This window comes from Nostoc sp. CALU 546 (genome assembly GCF_048836525.1).
In genome coordinates, this window is sequence record NZ_JAWJTF010000091.1 from 1 (window position 1) to 17,451 (window position 17,451).

At 40.7% G+C, this 17,451-nt stretch carries 15 protein-coding genes; 11 read left to right on the top strand and 4 right to left on the bottom strand.

Features of this window, described 5'->3' with window-relative positions; translation table 11 throughout:
• Positions 1–220: 220 nt before the first annotated feature.
• The gene (pheT, locus tag RRG12_RS31810) at positions 221–2,671 is read right to left on the bottom strand and encodes a phenylalanine--tRNA ligase subunit beta (RefSeq protein WP_420761964.1); all 2,451 of its coding nucleotides are present in this window, start codon (positions 2,669–2,671) and stop codon (positions 221–223) included.
• Between the two features lie 223 nt (positions 2,672–2,894).
• Here pheT and RRG12_RS31815 point away from each other — a divergent pair, with 223 nt between their 5' ends.
• Together RRG12_RS31815 and RRG12_RS31820 are read left to right on the top strand one after the other, a co-directional pair.
• Positions 2,895–3,071: a DUF6888 family protein gene (locus RRG12_RS31815; protein WP_176727039.1), complete on the top strand. Its 177-nt coding sequence runs from the start codon at positions 2,895–2,897 to the stop codon at positions 3,069–3,071.
• The gene (locus tag RRG12_RS31820) at positions 3,068–3,250 is read left to right on the top strand and encodes a DUF6887 family protein (protein ID WP_069071191.1); all 183 of its coding nucleotides are present in this window, start codon (positions 3,068–3,070) and stop codon (positions 3,248–3,250) included. Before RRG12_RS31815 ends, RRG12_RS31820 begins: the two co-directional genes overlap by 4 nt.
• 49 nt (positions 3,251–3,299) lie before the next feature.
• Here the strand turns inward: RRG12_RS31820 and vapC are convergent, their stop codons facing one another.
• Genes vapC through RRG12_RS31835 form a run of 3 tightly spaced genes read right to left on the bottom strand, consistent with a single transcriptional unit; the run spans position 3,300 to position 5,341 of the window.
• Positions 3,300–3,704 carry a type II toxin-antitoxin system VapC family toxin gene (gene vapC, locus RRG12_RS31825; protein WP_420761965.1) on the bottom strand — a complete coding sequence of 135 codons (405 nt, stop codon included), beginning with the start codon at positions 3,702–3,704 and terminating at the stop codon, positions 3,300–3,302.
• Complete coding sequence (locus RRG12_RS31830; protein ID WP_069071189.1) at positions 3,701–3,901, bottom strand: type II toxin-antitoxin system VapB family antitoxin; 201 nt, start codon at positions 3,899–3,901, stop codon at positions 3,701–3,703. The genes vapC and RRG12_RS31830 overlap by 4 nt, the downstream gene beginning before the upstream one ends.
• Positions 3,902–3,955: 54 nt before the next feature.
• Positions 3,956–5,341: a response regulator gene (locus tag RRG12_RS31835; RefSeq protein WP_420761966.1), complete on the bottom strand. Its 1,386-nt coding sequence runs from the start codon at positions 5,339–5,341 to the stop codon at positions 3,956–3,958.
• Positions 5,342–6,095: 754 nt separating this feature from the next.
• On the opposite strand from RRG12_RS31835, the gene RRG12_RS31840 reads away from it, so the two are divergent.
• The 9 genes from RRG12_RS31840 (at position 6,096) to RRG12_RS31880 (ending at position 17,420) form a co-directional block, all read left to right on the top strand.
• Positions 6,096–6,770, top strand: a complete 675-nt coding sequence (locus RRG12_RS31840) for a vWA domain-containing protein (RefSeq protein ID WP_069071187.1) — start codon at positions 6,096–6,098, stop codon at positions 6,768–6,770.
• Positions 6,771–6,819: 49 nt separating this feature from the next.
• Complete coding sequence (locus RRG12_RS31845; RefSeq protein WP_069071186.1) at positions 6,820–7,602, top strand: PP2C family serine/threonine-protein phosphatase; 783 nt, start codon at positions 6,820–6,822, stop codon at positions 7,600–7,602.
• A gap of 57 nt (positions 7,603–7,659) precedes the next feature.
• The gene (locus RRG12_RS31850) at positions 7,660–9,828 is read left to right on the top strand and encodes a tetratricopeptide repeat protein (protein WP_069071185.1); all 2,169 of its coding nucleotides are present in this window, start codon (positions 7,660–7,662) and stop codon (positions 9,826–9,828) included.
• A 483-nt stretch (positions 9,829–10,311) separates the two neighbouring features.
• Entirely contained in the window at positions 10,312–11,085 is a 774-nt protein-coding gene (rfbF, locus tag RRG12_RS31855) for a glucose-1-phosphate cytidylyltransferase (protein ID WP_069071195.1), read from the top strand.
• 157 nt (positions 11,086–11,242) lie between these two features.
• On the top strand, positions 11,243–12,457 hold the full coding sequence (gene lhgO, locus RRG12_RS31860) for an L-2-hydroxyglutarate oxidase (protein WP_420761967.1): 1,215 nt from the start codon (positions 11,243–11,245) through the stop codon (positions 12,455–12,457).
• 467 nt (positions 12,458–12,924) lie between these two features.
• Entirely contained in the window at positions 12,925–13,953 is a 1,029-nt protein-coding gene (locus RRG12_RS31865) for an NAD-dependent epimerase/dehydratase family protein (RefSeq protein ID WP_069071183.1), read from the top strand.
• A gap of 110 nt (positions 13,954–14,063) precedes the next feature.
• Positions 14,064–15,332, top strand: a complete 1,269-nt coding sequence (locus tag RRG12_RS31870; RefSeq protein WP_420761968.1) for a methyltransferase domain-containing protein — start codon at positions 14,064–14,066, stop codon at positions 15,330–15,332.
• 178 nt (positions 15,333–15,510) lie between these two features.
• The gene (locus tag RRG12_RS31875; protein ID WP_069071181.1) at positions 15,511–16,518 is read left to right on the top strand and encodes a glycosyltransferase family 2 protein; all 1,008 of its coding nucleotides are present in this window, start codon (positions 15,511–15,513) and stop codon (positions 16,516–16,518) included.
• A gap of 50 nt (positions 16,519–16,568) precedes the next feature.
• Positions 16,569–17,420 (top strand): phytanoyl-CoA dioxygenase, encoded by an 852-nt coding sequence (locus tag RRG12_RS31880; protein ID WP_420761969.1) that lies wholly within the window; start codon positions 16,569–16,571, stop codon positions 17,418–17,420.
• Positions 17,421–17,451: the final 31 nt, after the last annotated feature.

Here is a 17,451-nt window from a genome sequence, read left to right on the forward strand (position 1 = left end):
TTTCTTGTTTCGGCGAACCCAATTTGCTATTTCGGTGAACCCATTTGCTATTTTGGCGTGTCAACAAGTCTGAAATAGCTGATTAACCAGGATTTTACCCCACCCTAACCCTCCCCTTGGAAAGGGGAGGGAACTAGATTTCTTTTTCCCCCCTTGGCAAGGGGGGATTAAGGGGGGTAATTCGACCAGAATCAGCCGGACATGATATAACTTATAACTTCTAACTTCTCAAGTTCACGCCGAATTTTTCCACTAAAGCTTCGCGGACTTTATTGTGTACTGGTTCAACTTCTGCCTCAGTCAGAGTGCGATCGCTAGCCCGATAAATTAAGCGGAATGCTAAACTCCGCTGTCCTTCGGGGACATTTTCACCCCGATATTCATCAAATAATTCCACCGAGTCGAGCAAATCTTTACCCGCTTTGGTAATTACTTTTTGAATTTCGGCAACTGAGATTTTCACGGGTGCGAAAAAGGCGATGTCGCGATCGCTAGCTGGATAGGTAGAATAGGGCTGGAATGTTGGCACAAGAACTTCATCTTGTCCTAGCGAATCTAAAAGTACATCTAGATCCAACTGGAAAACATAAACGGAATCTGGTAAACCTTTTTCTCGTCGCAGTTGGGGATGGAGTTGCCCAAAAATACCCAGTCTGTTACCCCGAATCCACAAAGAAGCGGTGCGTCCTGGATGTAAGCGATCGTCGCGGCGATCGGGTTGAAATTCTACCTCCAAGGCAAGTTGCCGAAATACACTTTCTAAAATGCCTTTGGCTTCAAACCAAGTGATGGGTTCTTCGCGTCCACTTTTTGACCATTTGCCAAGGGAAATATCCCCTCCCACAATCCCTGCAAGGGCTTCTGTCTCTTGCAAACCATCTTCTTCTCGCCAGAAAATTTGCCCGATTTCAAAGCCGTTCAGCGCACCATTACCCTGCTCTAAATTGTATTGAAAAGCATCAATTAACCCAGATAACAAATCGGTTCGTAGCGCTGAATATTCGACAAATAAGGGGTTTGACAGGACTATATTTCTGTCTTCTCCTGGTTTGACTAAAGAATAGTGGATTAATTCTGTCAACCCTTCAGCCCGCAAGAAAGCTCGTAACTTGCGAACTAGTTCTTGATCTAAAGGCAGATAGCCAGCTTCCGCTTTTTCTGGTAGAGTATCACAGAATTTGTTGTAACCATAGAGACGGGCAATTTCTTCAATTAAATCAATTTCTCGCTCTAAGTCGCGGTAACGATAAGGTGGAACAGAGACAGACCATGTGGGTTGATGGCTGCTATCTTCTCCTGAAGGAGTTAAATTACATCCCAATGCAGTCAGGATGCGCTCCACATCTTGTTCTTGGAGTTCACCTGTATCCTCTTCTAATTCAATTGGCCCCAATATCTGATTAACTCGGTCTAAACGCAGGGCGATAGAACGACTCCAGGTAGACGGATCGGGGCGGGTGTCGGCAATTTCTTGCTGGACAAAAATTCCATTCGCTAATTCGCTAATTAAAGATAAGGCGCGGCGATTAGCTATTTCCAACTCAGCGCGGTTAACTCCCCGTTCGTATCTGCCAGAAGCCTCACTTCTTAACCCAACACTCCGGGAAGAACGGCGAATTGCCACGGAATCAAATAAAGCTGCTTCTAAAACTAGGCTTTGAGTACCTGCGTGGACTTCTGTTTCTTCTCCACCCATGACTCCCGCCAGTGCAACAGGTTTGTCGTTAGCGGTAATTAACAAATTTTGGGATGCTAGGGTGCGAGTTTGTCCATCTAGGGTTTTGAGGGATTCCCCCGCAGTGGCGAAACGGACGCCGATGGTTAAATTTTCGCTACTTGCAACAGATTTTAGGCGATCGCAGTCAAAGGCGTGCAGTGGTTGTCCCCATTCCAACAAAACGTAGTTAGTAATGTCCACCACATTACTGATGGGACGTACACCAGCAGCGCGTAAACGCTGTTGCAACCATTCGGGAGATGGAGCAATTTTCACCTGTGCAATTACCGTACCAATGTATGCAGGACAAGCTTGGGTATCGGCAATTTTTAAAGCTAAATTTCCGGCACTTTTGGGAATAGAGACTTCACCAGGTTCAGGAATGCTCAACTTTCCACCAGTCAAAGCTGCTACTTCCCGTGCTACGCCAACCATACTTAGAGCATCAGCGCGGTTGGCAGTTGCGGTAAGGTCTAAAATTACATCATCTAGACCCAACAGCGGCCGCACATCACTACCCAATGGTAAATTTTCCTGGGTAAAAATATGAATTCCGTCTACATCGGTAGGCAAACCGAGTTCCTTTAAAGAACAAATCATGCCCTGAGATGGGACACCACGTAGTTTTGCAGGTTTAATTTTTAAATCAATATTGGGTAAGTAAGTACCCGTAGTTGCCACAGGTACATAGATATCTGCCTTCACATTGGCAGCGCCACAGACAATATTTAAAATCTCATCTGCACCGATATCCACTTGGCAAACACTCAATTTATCGGCGTTGGGATGGGGTTGACGCTCAAGCACTTTCCCGATCACCACGCCATTTGCCCAAGTGCGGCGGTCTTCAATATCTTCTACCTCAAACCCTGCCATTGTCAGGGTTTCGGCTAATTCTTCTGGACTTAGTTTTATCTCTACTAGTTCGCGCAGCCAATTTAGAGAAATACGCATGGAGTGTGATTGTTTTAGGAATCGTCTTTTGCTCTTATTTTAGGGTGCAAGAAGCGCTCGATGGCTACTCATCCTGCAAAGCGTACCCTTTCACTTGAACAATCCTACTACGTTAGACTGGCAGAACAATCTCTCATGCTAATCTTTTCTTTTCGTCTTGACTTGTGTCAGTCAATGTGAGTTAGATGTTTGCTACGAGAGATTCAGTAGCTAATCTATACAAATGGAACCCACGATTGAACAGTTAAAAGCTTTCTACGATTTATGTGTGCGAGTAAGTAACCTACTACAAACAATTGAGCTAACCAGGTACGACAAGCGATCGCAAAGAATAGTAGTGCTAATAGGCCAAACAATTCAAGTAGAAATTTTGAGTAATGGAGAGGAAATCATCCAATGAGTAATTTAGATTATCAGCAATTAACTGAAGCGGAATTACGGGAATATGTAAAGCATCATCCCCAGGATGAAGAAGCTTTTCAACACTATTTAAGGATTGTTAGAGCCAGACCAAATAGGGTTGTGGTTAGCACAGGCGAACAGTTAGAGGCTGAGTTAAGGAAAAGACTGGCATTATAAGCAAAACCCTTTATCCTCTAATTTGAGTGTAGGGTTAAGTAGCGTAGACCTAGCATTGAAACAATGTTATGGGAATATGCTGACTGAAATTCTCAAAATCTTTATCTGTGGTTACTATTGTGTAATTTCTCCGAGAGGCTGCGGCACAAATTAGAAAATCTGTGTTTGCACCTTGAATACCATTGCTTCTGCAAGTATTATAAAATTTAGAAGCAAGTTCATAGTCTTCCATATCTAACTCAATATTGGGAAATGCGCGGAGATAATTTTTTAGCTGATTGTATTGGTTTGCGTCACGAATTCCTGAGAGTATTTCTTGCCGAACAGCACCGACTAAAGCAACTTGATCATCAGTAATTAATTCTCGCAACACGACAACATGGGGTGAGTCGTCAACTTTATAATTGCGTCTGAGAGCTAAAGACCAGACTGAAGTATCAACAATGACTTTCATCCACTTTGGCGCTGTTGCTTGTAGTCATAATCATCTTCGTATTCAATCGTACCAAATAGCTCCAGGATTTTCAGTTGCTTTCGACGTTGTACATACTCTCTTAATGCCTCTTCTACAACAGCATCCTTAGTTGGATGACCACCAAGTTCGAGAGCTTCCTTAATTAAGTTTTCGTCAATTTCTAGATTAGTAGTCATGTGTAGATTATCGCATAAAATAATGTGCAGTAAAAACTCATTGGAGTAGTTAATTTAAGTCAAATGCATGAAGACTATTTTCAGTAATTCGGCGCGGGTAAACGGTTTAGTCAGATAGCCAGATGCTCCTACTAATTTCGCTTTTACTTTGTCTACAATCCCTTTACTTCCAGTGACGAAGATGATAGGAGTCTTCTGAAATAGTGAATTATTTCGTATAATCCGACACAATTCATAACCATCGATTCCTAACATGTTTAAATCCAGCAAAATTAAGTCCGGTTTGTGCCTTATAATTGATAAAACGGCTTTTAGTGGATCGTTGATAGTCACTACAGAAAAATTTTCATTTTCTAAGAAATGGCTAATTTCTTTGAGAATTGTGGGGCTATCATCTACAGAAACTATTTTGTGGACTTTTTGTGCGGTTACAGTAGCAGCCGTTACTCTTTGGGAAGCAGAATTTATGTTATTTGATATTGTTGGTTCCTGAAAGTTTCCTTTTGGAGGAGTAGATATCTGTGGTAATCGCTGAACAGGAGCTATATTCTCTTCAGAAATATTTGGGTAAGAGGTGACGCTGGTACTTAGTTTTTCTTTGGTGTCAACTAACTCTGGAATTAATTTTGAGAAAAGCGATTTATCTTCAAAAATCTTTGGTAATTTATCAAATGGTGGATCGGGTTCATGCAGGATAATTGCACCCTGAAGGATGTAAGGGTATAAATTGCGAGCCAGTTGAATTTCATCTTGATTCAAAATCGCGGCCAGATGACACAGGCTAAAGCCCTTCATCCAGTTAATTAAATCTGGCTGAAGTTTTGGTAAGTCTTGCTTCTCAAGTTTACTGTTAATCAACATATATGGACGTTGATATGGAGAAGAAATTTGGGGAACAAAAGCCTGCCAATTCTGTAATCTTATTTGACAACGGTCTAGAATTTTTTCTACATCTAGCCTGCAAATTTTTGGCATTCGATTAAGTGGTTCTGCTAATTCATAAGTACCTTCTTTGATGAGCAAAAATGATTCAATCACCTCTTTAACTAATTCCTGAATCAGCACTGCTGCTTGTGTAGAATGTAAATGTTGTTGACTAATAAGCCAGGATATAGCCTGATACTCAGGGGGATGGCTTCTGGAATTTCTGTCATCTTCGATTAACTGACTGTGTGAATCAGGTTCAAACATCAACCTTGCTTGAATACGAACCTCATTAGTAAGGAGTGGAATTTGGTGGCTGAGACGACGCAAATGGCGTTCTAGTCGATCAAAGGGTTCTACGGAATGAGTAGCGTAAGTTATTTTGCCCTGTTCTAAGTAAATCGTCCAAGTAACTGAGTTACTCAATGCTTGTAAACAAGTACTATCGGAGCAATTTGATAACTGTCTTAACAAACTTAGGGGACGTAGTTTGGTGAATGCACCTGAGTTATTCATATTTTTCAAGTTTTTTTGCGGAATCAACAACTGAACATTTGTAGAGTGAAAATATGAGCTATGAAGTATTTTCTTCTTTGTAATATGTCTTTATGCACAACTTATTTCTTTTAAAATATGTATATATATTAAAAGGAATAAGTTTTGCAACCTATCTGTTACATTTTGTACGTACTACTTAATTTATCTCAAAAAATAAGTAGGTGGGTATGAATAAAAGTAAACACCTGTCATAGCTATGACTAACAGTAGATATTGTTGCTTCTAGGCTTTACTCACTACTAACAACTCTTGAGTGAAGACCTTAATCATCACGTTTATTGATTCCCACTTCCAAAAAGCAGGTAAATCTTATTCCAAGTTCGCGCAGTTACGCTGGTATACTTCTAAAGTTAATGATCTTAATTATGGCTAATTATTTTTCGATAAAGAAACCATTCTTCTACATAAAATCTTTAAGAAGTTACCTAGGAAAGTTTACGTATTTATTGTACTGTAGGTTTAGTGGATATAAGTTTTTGGTAGATACATTACAACAGGTAATGCTGGGTTTTGATAAACTCTTTTTTGCTAAACTAAGCTGTGTTCAAGTTCATCTTAAATATATAGAGAACTTCATGAAAATAATTTGTTTAATAAAGATTAGAGCATCTACCACTAGATACTATATTCTGTAGTCGCCTCGGCGACTGAGAATTATATACTTTGAACAAAGGAAAATAAAACGTTGAATTTTAACATAACACAAAAAGTTATGCATGATACATTAAGACTTGATGAAGTAGTAGAATTTGCTGAGAACCCAGAACCACGTTGTCCTTGTGTACTTTTACTAGACACATCTGGGTCGATGCAAGGAGATCCGATTGAGGCTTTAAATCAGGGTTTACTGAGTTTGAAGGATGAATTAGTCAAAAATTCCTTAGCTGCAAGACGGGTAGAAGTGGCGATCGTCACGTTTGATAGTAATATCAATGTAGTACAAGATTTTGTGACTGCTGATCAATTCAACCCACCTATTTTGACAGCACAGGGCTTGACTACTATGGGTGCAGGAATTCATAAAGCTTTGGACATAATTCAAGAGCGGAAATCTCAGTATCGTGCCAATGGGATTGCTTACTATCGTCCTTGGGTATTTATGATTACTGATGGGGAACCGCAAGGTGAGTTAGATCATGTGGTAGAGCAAGCGTCCCAGCGGTTACAGGGAGACGAGGCGAATAAACGGGTAGCATTTTTTACAGTGGGCGTAGAAAATGCGAATATGACGCGTTTAAATCAAATAACCGTGCGTACACCCCTGAAGCTCAAAGGATTAAATTTTATTGAGATGTTTGTCTGGCTATCAACTAGTATGTCAGCTGTTTCTCATTCACAAGTGGATGAACAGGTAGCACTACCGCCAATAGGTTGGGGGACTGTTTAATTAAAAATTGCAGCTAGCTGTGTAAACATCAAGCTGCTGGAAAAAATTTATGAACATATCAAAACAGATTGCTCAATGGCGGATTGTGGCTGCTTCTGTATGTGGTACAAGTCACTTAAAAAACAATCAATTATGTCAGGATGCTCATCACTGGCAGATATTATCAGATAATGTTTTAGTGGCGGCCGCGGCAGATGGTGCGGGTTCTGCATTACTGGGGAAAGTGGGAGCGATGATTGCTGTGGAGACAGCAATAGAAAACATTTCCACTAAAGGACTGACCCGAAAAAGTTTGACTGATGATGCATTGGTGCGATCGCTTTTAAATGATGCCATACTAGCGGCGAAAAAAGCTGTGGAGGCTGAAGCGGCTACGTGTGACAAACAGCCTCAAGACTTAGCAACTACCTTAATTATGCTAGTCGCCACACCAGAAGTTGTAGCTGTAGTACAGATAGGTGATGGTTTGGCAGTGGCAAAAGATCGTATGGGTAATCTGCTGGCCCTGACTATGCCTGACAGTGGTGAATATATCAACGAAACCACCTTCTTAACTTCGCCTAGTGCTTTAGATACCGCGCAGATGAGATTGTGGCGCACAGACATAGTAAATGTTGGTATAATTACTGACGGACTACAAATGCTGGCTTTGAATATGGTTGTTGGCGAACCTCACAAACCCTTCTTTTTTCCGCTGTTTGAATTCGTAGCCAATACCGAAGATAAGACAGTAGCCAAGGAACAATTGGTAAAATTTTTACACTCAGAGCGGATTACGCAACGCACTGATGATGATTTGACACTCATCATAGCTGCATTCAACGACTCATGAGCGATAAATCTACAGGTTTAACATCTTACAATAACTTCCGTTAGCGGTAATTTCATTATGCAGGTACTACGTTGTTCCCCCAGAAAAGAAATCCTCAGCCTCAATGTCAGTTTGGGGCGTGGCGGTGAAGCTTGTGTGTACACAGTGCCATCCGATAATAACTTGGTGGCGAAGATATACCACAAGCCAACCAAAGCCCATGCAGAGAAACTCCAGGCGATGCTGGCCAACCCGCCAGAAAACCCTACAGCTAGTTTGGGGCATATCTCTATCGCTTGGCCAGAGGATTTATTACGGGCAGCAGATGGCAAAAATAGCATCCTGGGCTTTTTGATGCCACGCATCGAGGGGATGCGTCCAATCATCGACTTTTACAACCCTAGAACCCGTCGCCAACACTGCCCCCTATTCAACTATCAGTACCTGCTCCGCACGGCTCGTAACCTGGCGGCGGCTTTTGCAGCTTTACACGCTAGTGGATATTGTATTGGTGATGTGAACGAGTCCAATATCCTCGTCAGTGACACCGCACTGGTGACTTTGATAGACACAGACTCTTTCCAAGTAACCGACCCAAGCAATAATGTTGTTTATCGCTGCCCAGTGGGTAAACCAGAGTTTACCCCACCAGAACTACAGAATAAAACTTTTGCCCAGCACGATCGCGAAATCTCTCACGATTTATTTGGGTTAGCGGTGCTAGTATTCCAACTCTTAATGGAAGGCACTCACCCATTTTCGGGGATTTTTCAAGGTGCTATTGAGCCACCACCTTACGAAGCCCGGATTGCATCGGGTCATTTCACATACAGCCAAAAGCGTTACGTACCCTACCTACCGACACCCATTGCACCCCCTTGGGAAATTCTTCATCCCAGCCTACAAGAACTATTTGTCCGTTGTTTTGAAGAGGGTCACAACAACCCACAACTACGTCCCAGTGCCCAGACTTGGCTCTCAGCAATCGCTGAAGCCGAAGATTCCTTGATTACCTGCACGACAAATCCCCAGCATCGCTACAACAACCACATGCGTAGCTGTCCGTGGTGTGAACGTACTGTGCGATTAGGTGGACGCGACCCCTTCCCATCACATCGGGCTATCGAAGCTAGAGAACATCTTCAACCGCGAATCAAACCAAGAAAACATTACACCCAGACACCGCGTTTTCCACAGCGGGCCATGTCGCCCCACCTAACTAATTACTGGCAGCCAGTAATGACTCCCAGCAGTTCATCTTATAAACGTTCCAAGAAGTCAAAACTGTACCCGATTATTTTTTGTTTGATGGGTTTTGGTTTATTGGGATATGCGGACGTAATGATTAAATTTACTCAGCCGTTGGTTTCCCAAAATGCTTACACTCAACAAACATTGAAGTCTCGCCAGACAAATAACAAACTCAGCTTTGCTGATTCCTATCAGCAAGGTTATACAGCTTACAAAGAGCGAGACTATGACAAAGCAATTGCCAGCTTTACCGCAGCAATTGAACAAGAACCTAAACATGCCAGAGCGGTTGTAAATCGTGGCAATGCCCGCTATAACTTGAAAGACTACGAAGGAGCAGTTAAAGATTATAGCCAAGCTCTTACAATCCAGCCCAATCAAATCAAAGCTTTGGTGAATCGGGGCAATGCCCGTTATATGCTCGCCGAATATAGTAACGATCCCGATCTAGAATATAACCTAGCGATCGCAGACTATAATCGGGCCATCGGTCTGGATAATAATGAAATTGAAGCTTATATCAGACGGGGAATTGTCCGCGCCCAAATGGCTAAATACAGCGGTGAATCTCAACAAGAGTACAAAAGAGCGATCAAAGATTTTACTCAGGCAATAAAACTTAACGTATCCAAAGCAGAAGCTTACTTTCAGCGGGGTGTTGTCTTTTATCAAATTGCTCAATATAGCAGCAATTATGAGCAAGAATACAATCAAGCGATCGCTGACTTTAACCAAGCCTTAACTATCAGCCCCAAACTAGCAAAAGCATATCTTAAACGAGGTATGGTTCGTTATGAACTGGCACAATATGGCGGTAGTGAATCTAACAAAAATCAGACAAAAGCTGTCGAAGATATACAGTCATCTGCCAAAATCTTTCTTGAGCAAGATGATATGGATAATTATCAACAAGCACTCAGTAACATGTGCGTAGTTGTAGAAAACAAATGTGACCCTTTATTCCAAGGCTCAAGTAATAGTGAAAAAACTAACTAGAAACAAGTAAGTTTTATTACTAGTAAATTATCGGTTGTGATTGAAAAAATCAAGCCTGACTAGGGTTAGCGGATGCTAACCCTATTTATTTGATAGGTATCATTTTTATTTAATTGAGCCATTTATTTTTATCTTTATAGATATTCATACAGCTTTTATATAGAAAAGATTTTAATTTATATTCCCTTTATAATTTTGACGGAAATTACAGTTAGATTATTGACGGAGAAACAGAAATCAGAAATCAATTTTTCTCCACCTAAGTGCATCCTCTTCATATCGATAAAGTCAACCGATTTTGGATTTTGGATTTTGGATTTTGGATTAAAAGAGTTTTTTGTTACATGCCCCACGATGAAACTGGGCAGAACAAATCTACTCATAGGCTCGTGACGTTCGATGACTAATCCCAAATTGCAAATCAAAAATCTAAAATTGGCACGGTCAAATAATCATATCCCTACAAATCTCCGAGGTAATTGCATGAAAGCGGTGATTTTGGCTGGAGGGCTTGGTACACGCCTCAGTGAAGAAACTAGTATCAGACCCAAGCCGATGGTTGAAATTGGTGGTAAGCCAATTCTCTGGCACATAATGAAAACTTACTCAGCCCACGGCATTAATGACTTCATCATTTGTTGTGGTTACAAAGGTTACATAATTAAAGAGTATTTTGCTAACTACTTCTTACACATGTCAGATGTAACCTTTGATATGCGCTTTAACCAGATGAACGTGCATTCTGGGTATGCTGAACCTTGGCGTGTCACCTTAGTAAATACGGGTGATAATACAATGACAGGCGGACGCTTAAAGCGAATCAGTGAACATCTTGGTAATGAGACTTTTTGCTTTACTTATGGTGATGGTGTAAGTAATATTAATATCACCGAGCTAGTTAAGTTTCACAAAGAACAAAATAGCTTAGGAACACTCACAGCCGTTCAACCAGCCGGACGTTTTGGTGCTATTTCCTTAGGATATGAGCAAACTAAAATCACCAGCTTTCGGGAAAAACCTGAAGGTGATGGAGCCTGGATTAATGGCGGTTATTTTGTGTTAGAACCAGAAGTAATTAACTTAATAGCCGATGACTCTACAGTGTGGGAACAAGAGCCATTAGAAAAGCTAGCTGATATGGAACAGCTATCTGCTTTTAAACACGATGGATTTTGGCAACCAATGGATACTTTACGTGATAAAAACTATCTTGAAGGGCTGTGGAAAAACAACCAAGCTCCTTGGAAGGTATGGTGAGGGAACTGGGGATTGGGGACTGGGGATTGGGAAGATTTGAATGAAGATTCACATCCAAACCAAATCTTACTCATATTTTCTTACCCATTACCCAATACCCAGTACCCAATCCCAAATAACTTTATAAATTTACTGTAATTTGAAGTGCGAAATACTGATGTATGATTTTGCGATTATAGGTGGGGGAATAGTTGGACTCTCTACAGCGTTAGCTCTAGGAAAACGCTATCCCAATGCGCGTATTTTAGTACTAGAAAAAGAGAGTCAATGGGCATTTCACCAAACCGGCAATAATAGTGGGGTGATTCATTCTGGTATTTACTACAAGCCAGGTAGTTTCAAAGCTAAATTTTGTCGTGATGGTTCTCGTTCAATGGTAGAATTCTGCCAAGAGCATGGAATTGACCATGAAGTTTGTGGTAAGGTAATTGTTGCAACTGAAGAACAAGAACTACCACGCTTAGAAAATCTCTACCAACGTGGCTTAGACAATGGCATAGAAGTCCAGAGAATCAGCCCCGAAGAAGTCAAAGAAATTGAACCTCACGTAAAATGTGTAGGTGGAATTCGGGTATCTTCAACTGGTATTGTTAATTACAAGCAAGTTTGTTTGAAATACGCCCAGCTAATTCAACAGCAGGGTGGAGATTTACACCTGAATACAAAAGTTCTGAAAATCTCCCCAAGTGGTAAAAATCAGGTACTACAAACAAACAAGGGTAGCTTTGAAACACGGTTTGTAATTAATTGTACTGGATTGCATAGCGATCGCACCGCCAAACTAGGTCAAGTTGAACCCCAAGCCAAAATCGTCCCATTCCGGGGAGAATATTACGAACTCACCCCAGAAAAACGCTATCTGGTCAAGACACTAATTTATCCAGTACCCAATCCAGATTTTCCCTTCCTGGGTGTCCACTTTACCCGGATGATTGATGGTAGCGTCCATGCAGGGCCAAACGCGGTTCTCTCCCTCAAACGCGAAGGTTACAAAAAAACCGACTTTGACTTACGAGATTTTCTGGAAGTCATCACTTATCCTGGTTTCTGGAAATTGGCAGCCAAACACGCTGATGAAGGCATCCAAGAAATCATTCGTTCCTTTAGTAAAGCAGCCTTCACCAGAAGTTTGCAAAAACTAATTCCCGAAGTCCAAGCAGAAGACTTAGTTCCCACCCATGCAGGAGTTCGCGCTCAAGCCTTAATGAACGATGGCAAGCTTGTAGACGACTTTTTGATTGTTTCCGGTCAAAACTCCATTCATGTTTGCAATGCTCCTTCTCCTGCGGCCACATCTTCTCTAGAAATTGGCAAAGCGCTTGTGGCAGAAATTCCGCAACTTTCGCATCTAGATAGTGTAGTCACTGCATAGATATCATAGTTGTTATTTCCGGGACTGCTGAATTAAGGCATGAATCTTGTATAGTGGGCATCTTTGCATTGGTGTCAACTTAACATGAAAGCCAGTCTAAAACCAGCTTTTAGATATTGTCTCGTTCCCAGTCTCCGACTGGGAATGCCGTCCTAGAGGCTCCGCCTCCCTTGCTGGCGGCAGAGCCGCCAAGAGCAGTATTTCCAGCCCAGAGGCTAGAAACGAGAGTTGAAAAGGCTTTTAGCTTAAGTTAACACCTAACTCCCAACCCCTTCCCTACTAGCGTTGGGGAGTAAGATTCAAAGCCTCTCTCCTTTTAAGAGAGAGGTTTGAAGAGAGGTCAAGTTATTGCATACAAACGAAAAATATAGCGGTTCCCTCTTGGATGCAACACCCTTTAGGGCGAACATCTGTGCGCCCCTACTAAACGAAAAATTTAACTCATCAATACAAAGGCATTAACCACAATGAAAATATTAGTAACTGGTACAGAAGGCTATCTCGGTTCATTATTACCACCTCTGTTAATTGAACGGGGACATGAAGTTATCGGTCTAGATACCGGTTTTTATAAAGTTGGTTGGCTATACAACGCTAATGGGGTGACACCCAAAACCCTCAATAAAGATATCCGCAACATCACCCCTGATGATTTGGAAGGTGTTGAAGCAATAGTTCACATGGCGGAACTCTCCAACGACCCAGCCGGACAATTAGCACCTAATATTACCTACGAAATTAATCATGTAGGTTCAGTTCGCCTAGCTAGTCTGGCTAAGGCTATGGGTGTGCGTCGCTTCGTATATATGTCTTCGTGCAGTGTTTACGGTGTTGCTACCGCAGGTGATGTTACAGAAGAATCGCCAATTAATCCTCAAACAGCCTACGCAGAATGCAAAACTCTGGTAGAAAGAGATGTCAGACCACTCGCTGACGATGATTTCTCTCCCACCTTTATGCGGAATGCAACAGCCTTTGGTGCTTCCCCCAGGATGCGCTTTGATATTGTTTTAAACAACTTAGCAGGGTTGGCATGGACTAGCAAACAAATCAAAATGACCAGTGATGGTACACCTTGGCGGCCATTAGTCCATGCACTGGATATTTGCAAAGCAATAGTCTGCACCTTAGAAGCACCACGGGACATTGTACATAATCAAATCTTCAATGTGGGAGATACAGCAAACAACTATCGCGTTAAAGAAATCGCGGAAATTATTGCTGATGTTTTCCCAGATTGTAAATTGTCTTTTGGTGACAACGGTTCAGATAACCGCAGCTATCGAGTATCCTTCGAGAAAATCAACACAATCTTACCCGGATTTAAGTGTGATTGGAATGCCCGACTTGGGGCACAGCAACTATTTGATTTATTCAGTCAAATACACATGGCTGAAGATACCTTTTTGTTTAGAGGATTTACTCGCTTAAAACAGCTAGAGTATCTGATTCGCACCGAGCAAATTGACCAAGATTTCTTTTGGAATAAAAAGTAGCTAGATTCCTCTAGTAAGAGTGAACAAATAACCTAAGTTTCCGAATCAATACTATTTGATTCGGACTTATCCCATCTCTTAAATTATTTGCAATCAGTGAGTTGAAATTTATGGCGATCGCAAAATGTCGTTTTAGTGGTCAACCTCTGCACCAAACCTTTATTGATCTCGGAATGTCACCTTTAGCCAATGCTTATCTTAAAGCAGAACAGCTAAATAATGCCGAAAAGTTTTATCCTCTCCATGCTTATATTTCTGAAGACACTCTCTTAGTTCAATTAGAACAATTTGAAACTCCAGACCACATTTTTAGTGACTATGCTTACTTTTCTTCCTACTCTGTAAGTTGGCTAAATCATGCTAAGGCTTACACCAATATGATGGTAGAAAAGTTTGGCTTTAATCATCATACTCAAGTTATTGAAATCGCCAGTAACGACGGCTACCTACTACAATATTTTTTAGAGAAGGGAATCCCCGTCTTAGGAATAGAACCAGCAGCAAATATTGCCAAAGTTGCTGAAGGCAGAGGCATTCCTTGTATTAACAAGTTTTTTGGGGTTGAAACTGCCAAAGAACTAGTGATACAAGGAAAAGTAGCTGACCTTTTAATAGGTAATAATGTTTTAGCTCATGTACCAGATTTAAACGATTTCATTGGTGGAATAAAACTCATCCTCAAACCCAATGGCATCTTGACGATGGAGTTTCCTCATATTTTACAACTCATTCAAGAAAATCAGTTTGATACTATTTATCATGAGCATTTTTCTTACTTCTCACTCCTCACTATCGAAAAGATTTTTGCCGCGCACAACTTGCAAGTTTTTGATGTAGAAGAATTATCAACTCATGGCGGTTCACTCAGAATTTATGCCAAACATGATCATACTGCAAATCCTAGCATTAGTGAGCGAGTTAGCCATTTAAAAGCAAAAGAAATCGCCGCTGGGCTACATCGCATAGAGACTTACATTACATTTGCCGAAAAAGTCAAACAAACAAAGCACAAGCTGTTAAATTTTCTCTTGACTGCTAAAGCAGAAGGTAAATCAATCGCTGGTTATGGCGCACCAGCTAAAGGTAATACATTGCTCAATTACTGTGGAATTGGGAAAGATTTTATCGATTATACAGTAGACCGCAGTCCCTACAAACAAGGTTTATTTCTCCCTGGAACTCATATCCCCATCTTTGAACCAGATAAAATCCGCGAAACTAAACCAGATTATCTCCTAATTTTACCTTGGAATATTAAGGAGGAAATTATGGAACAAATGGCATTTATTGGTGAATGGGGTGGACAGTTTGTAGTGCCAATCCCTGAAGTACAAATTTATCCATCTCCTTTTCCGGGTAGGCTTTTAATAGCGTCGTAATTACTAAACATAAGCACAAATAACGCCTTTTATTACTAATTATTTAATTGTCTTGGCAATAGATAGTTTGGAAAAAGCAATTAAAAGGCGTACTCCTTTAAAAATCTGGCTACCAAACCACAAATAATTAGACCAAGCTGCTGTAAATAGCAATTTTTATTAACTACATCCTTTTAATATGAACAAATTACTTACCATTGCCATTCCTACATTCAATCGTGCTGAATTACTTAATAAACAGTTAGCATGGCTAGCTCAAGCTATCAAAGGTTTTGAAGATGATTGTGAAATTTTAGTTTCTGATAATTGTTCAACAGACAATACTCAGGAGGTAATCAAAAAATGGCAAGTAACACTTAGCAATATCACATTTAATTCTAATAAAAATCCTAAAAATTTAGGCGTTGTAAAAAATATTATGCATTGCCTAAAATCTACAACAACAAAATATGTTTGGACAATTGGTGATGATGATCCAATTCAAGATAGAGCCATTGCTTATGTGATTAATAAACTCAAGCAGCATGAAGATTTATCATTATTGTTCCTCAATTTTTCTGGTCGGAACCAAATTACTGGTGAACCAGTTCATCCACCGACAATTATTGGTAATCGCTGGTTTGATGTAGATAGTGAAGATGGTAAGGGTGATGGTAAAGCTATATTTGAGCATTGTTTTTCAAAAAGTGTTGGTGCAGTCATTTTTCTGACTGCTACAATCTACCGCACTGATTTAGTGAAACGCGCTCTCCAAAATTGGCAAGATGCTGAGAATAACTGGATATCTTTAGCATATTTAGCCGGATATTGTGCTGCTAATGGTAGTGTAATTGTCACTAAAGAGACTTATTTGGAATGTGTTGTTGGTGTGAGTTATTGGCAGAAAGAACCAAAATCTGCACTTTTAATGCAATACAAACACATACCCGAAGTGATTTTGAAACTGGAAGAAAATGGATATTCTAAGCAGTTTTGTAGACGGATGCTGTTGCAGAACGGTAAAGAAGTTAACTTGAAAGTTTTCTTAGGTGCGTTAAGAAGATGGCCTATGTCCGCGATTAAGACAGTAGTTCCATTCTTAGCTTTAGTTAGCTTATGTGCTTTGGATGTGATCGTTTTTAAAGAGTTTGGGTTAGCAGAATCAAGCGAAGTCTCTACTCAAGAAATACGGAAATATAAGTCATAAACTATTAAATTACTGATAAAAACACATCGGATCTAGAAGGAATTTACGTCATGTTTAGTGCAATTCAACGCAAAATATCTACACTGTCTTCTGACTTTAAATACTACGTAGCCCGTTGGAAGCATAGCAGAAATCTGCCAGCCTTGGAAGAATGCGATCGCAACATCCTTAATGCTCTCAAAAAAGATGGTGTTTACGTCACAACACTGGCAGATTTAGGGTTAAACTCTACCTCCGAACTGCTCAAAGCTGCTTACCATCAATTGTCTCAGATGGAAAATCCCAACAACGACCATCTAGACGAAAGGTTACCACAAATTTACACAGTTACAGGTTTACCAGAATTTTATGCTTGGGGAATCGAGAAAAGACTGGTCAACATCATCGAAAATTATATCGGTCTTCCGATAGCTTTTCATGGTGTACATTTACGCAAAGATTTCAAGAGTAAACATCAGTTTGGAACGCTCCTATGGCATAGTGATGCGGAAGACCGCCGCATTATCAAAATCTTTATTTACTTGAATGACGTAGAAGAAAAAACTGGGCCTTTTGAATATATTCCCCGCTCTTTAACTCCCTTATTTAGCTGGAAATATTTTCAACTTTACTACAAGCTTTATAAGTCAAGATATATGGGTATCGATGACGAAGAAGTAAAAGCAGTCATCCCCAAATCAGCTTGGAAATCCTGTCCCGGCCCAGCAGGTACAGTCATTATTGTAGATACGAAAAATGCTTTGCATCACGGCACAATTCGCACAGAAGACAGGTCAACACTATTCTTTTGTTACACAGCTAATCCCCCCGAACGACCAGACCTTTGTACCCAATATTGGGATGATACATATCCCAGAGCAGAATTACGTTCTGCATCTGATCCAGTAAAACTTCCGACTTAGTAACCTTTTGTAGGTTATTAAATCCATCTTC

Bases quoted from the DNA above. Each gene is read 5' to 3' on its own strand.
- pheT (WP_420761964.1), bottom strand. From the start codon at position 2,671: ATGCGTATTTCTCTAAATTGGCTGCGCGAACTAGTAGAGATAAAACTA.
- RRG12_RS31815 (WP_176727039.1), top strand. From the start codon at position 2,895: ATGGAACCCACGATTGAACAGTTAAAAGCTTTCTACGATTTATGTGTG.
- RRG12_RS31820 (WP_069071191.1), top strand. From the start codon at position 3,068: ATGAGTAATTTAGATTATCAGCAATTAACTGAAGCGGAATTACGGGAA.
- vapC (WP_420761965.1), bottom strand. From the start codon at position 3,704: ATGAAAGTCATTGTTGATACTTCAGTCTGGTCTTTAGCTCTCAGACGC.
- RRG12_RS31830 (WP_069071189.1), bottom strand. From the start codon at position 3,901: ATGACTACTAATCTAGAAATTGACGAAAACTTAATTAAGGAAGCTCTC.
- RRG12_RS31835 (WP_420761966.1), bottom strand. From the start codon at position 5,341: ATGAATAACTCAGGTGCATTCACCAAACTACGTCCCCTAAGTTTGTTA.
- RRG12_RS31840 (WP_069071187.1), top strand. From the start codon at position 6,096: ATGCATGATACATTAAGACTTGATGAAGTAGTAGAATTTGCTGAGAAC.
- RRG12_RS31845 (WP_069071186.1), top strand. From the start codon at position 6,820: ATGAACATATCAAAACAGATTGCTCAATGGCGGATTGTGGCTGCTTCT.
- RRG12_RS31850 (WP_069071185.1), top strand. From the start codon at position 7,660: ATGCAGGTACTACGTTGTTCCCCCAGAAAAGAAATCCTCAGCCTCAAT.
- rfbF (WP_069071195.1), top strand. From the start codon at position 10,312: ATGAAAGCGGTGATTTTGGCTGGAGGGCTTGGTACACGCCTCAGTGAA.
- lhgO (WP_420761967.1), top strand. From the start codon at position 11,243: ATGTATGATTTTGCGATTATAGGTGGGGGAATAGTTGGACTCTCTACA.
- RRG12_RS31865 (WP_069071183.1), top strand. From the start codon at position 12,925: ATGAAAATATTAGTAACTGGTACAGAAGGCTATCTCGGTTCATTATTA.
- RRG12_RS31870 (WP_420761968.1), top strand. From the start codon at position 14,064: ATGGCGATCGCAAAATGTCGTTTTAGTGGTCAACCTCTGCACCAAACC.
- RRG12_RS31875 (WP_069071181.1), top strand. From the start codon at position 15,511: ATGAACAAATTACTTACCATTGCCATTCCTACATTCAATCGTGCTGAA.
- RRG12_RS31880 (WP_420761969.1), top strand. From the start codon at position 16,569: ATGTTTAGTGCAATTCAACGCAAAATATCTACACTGTCTTCTGACTTT.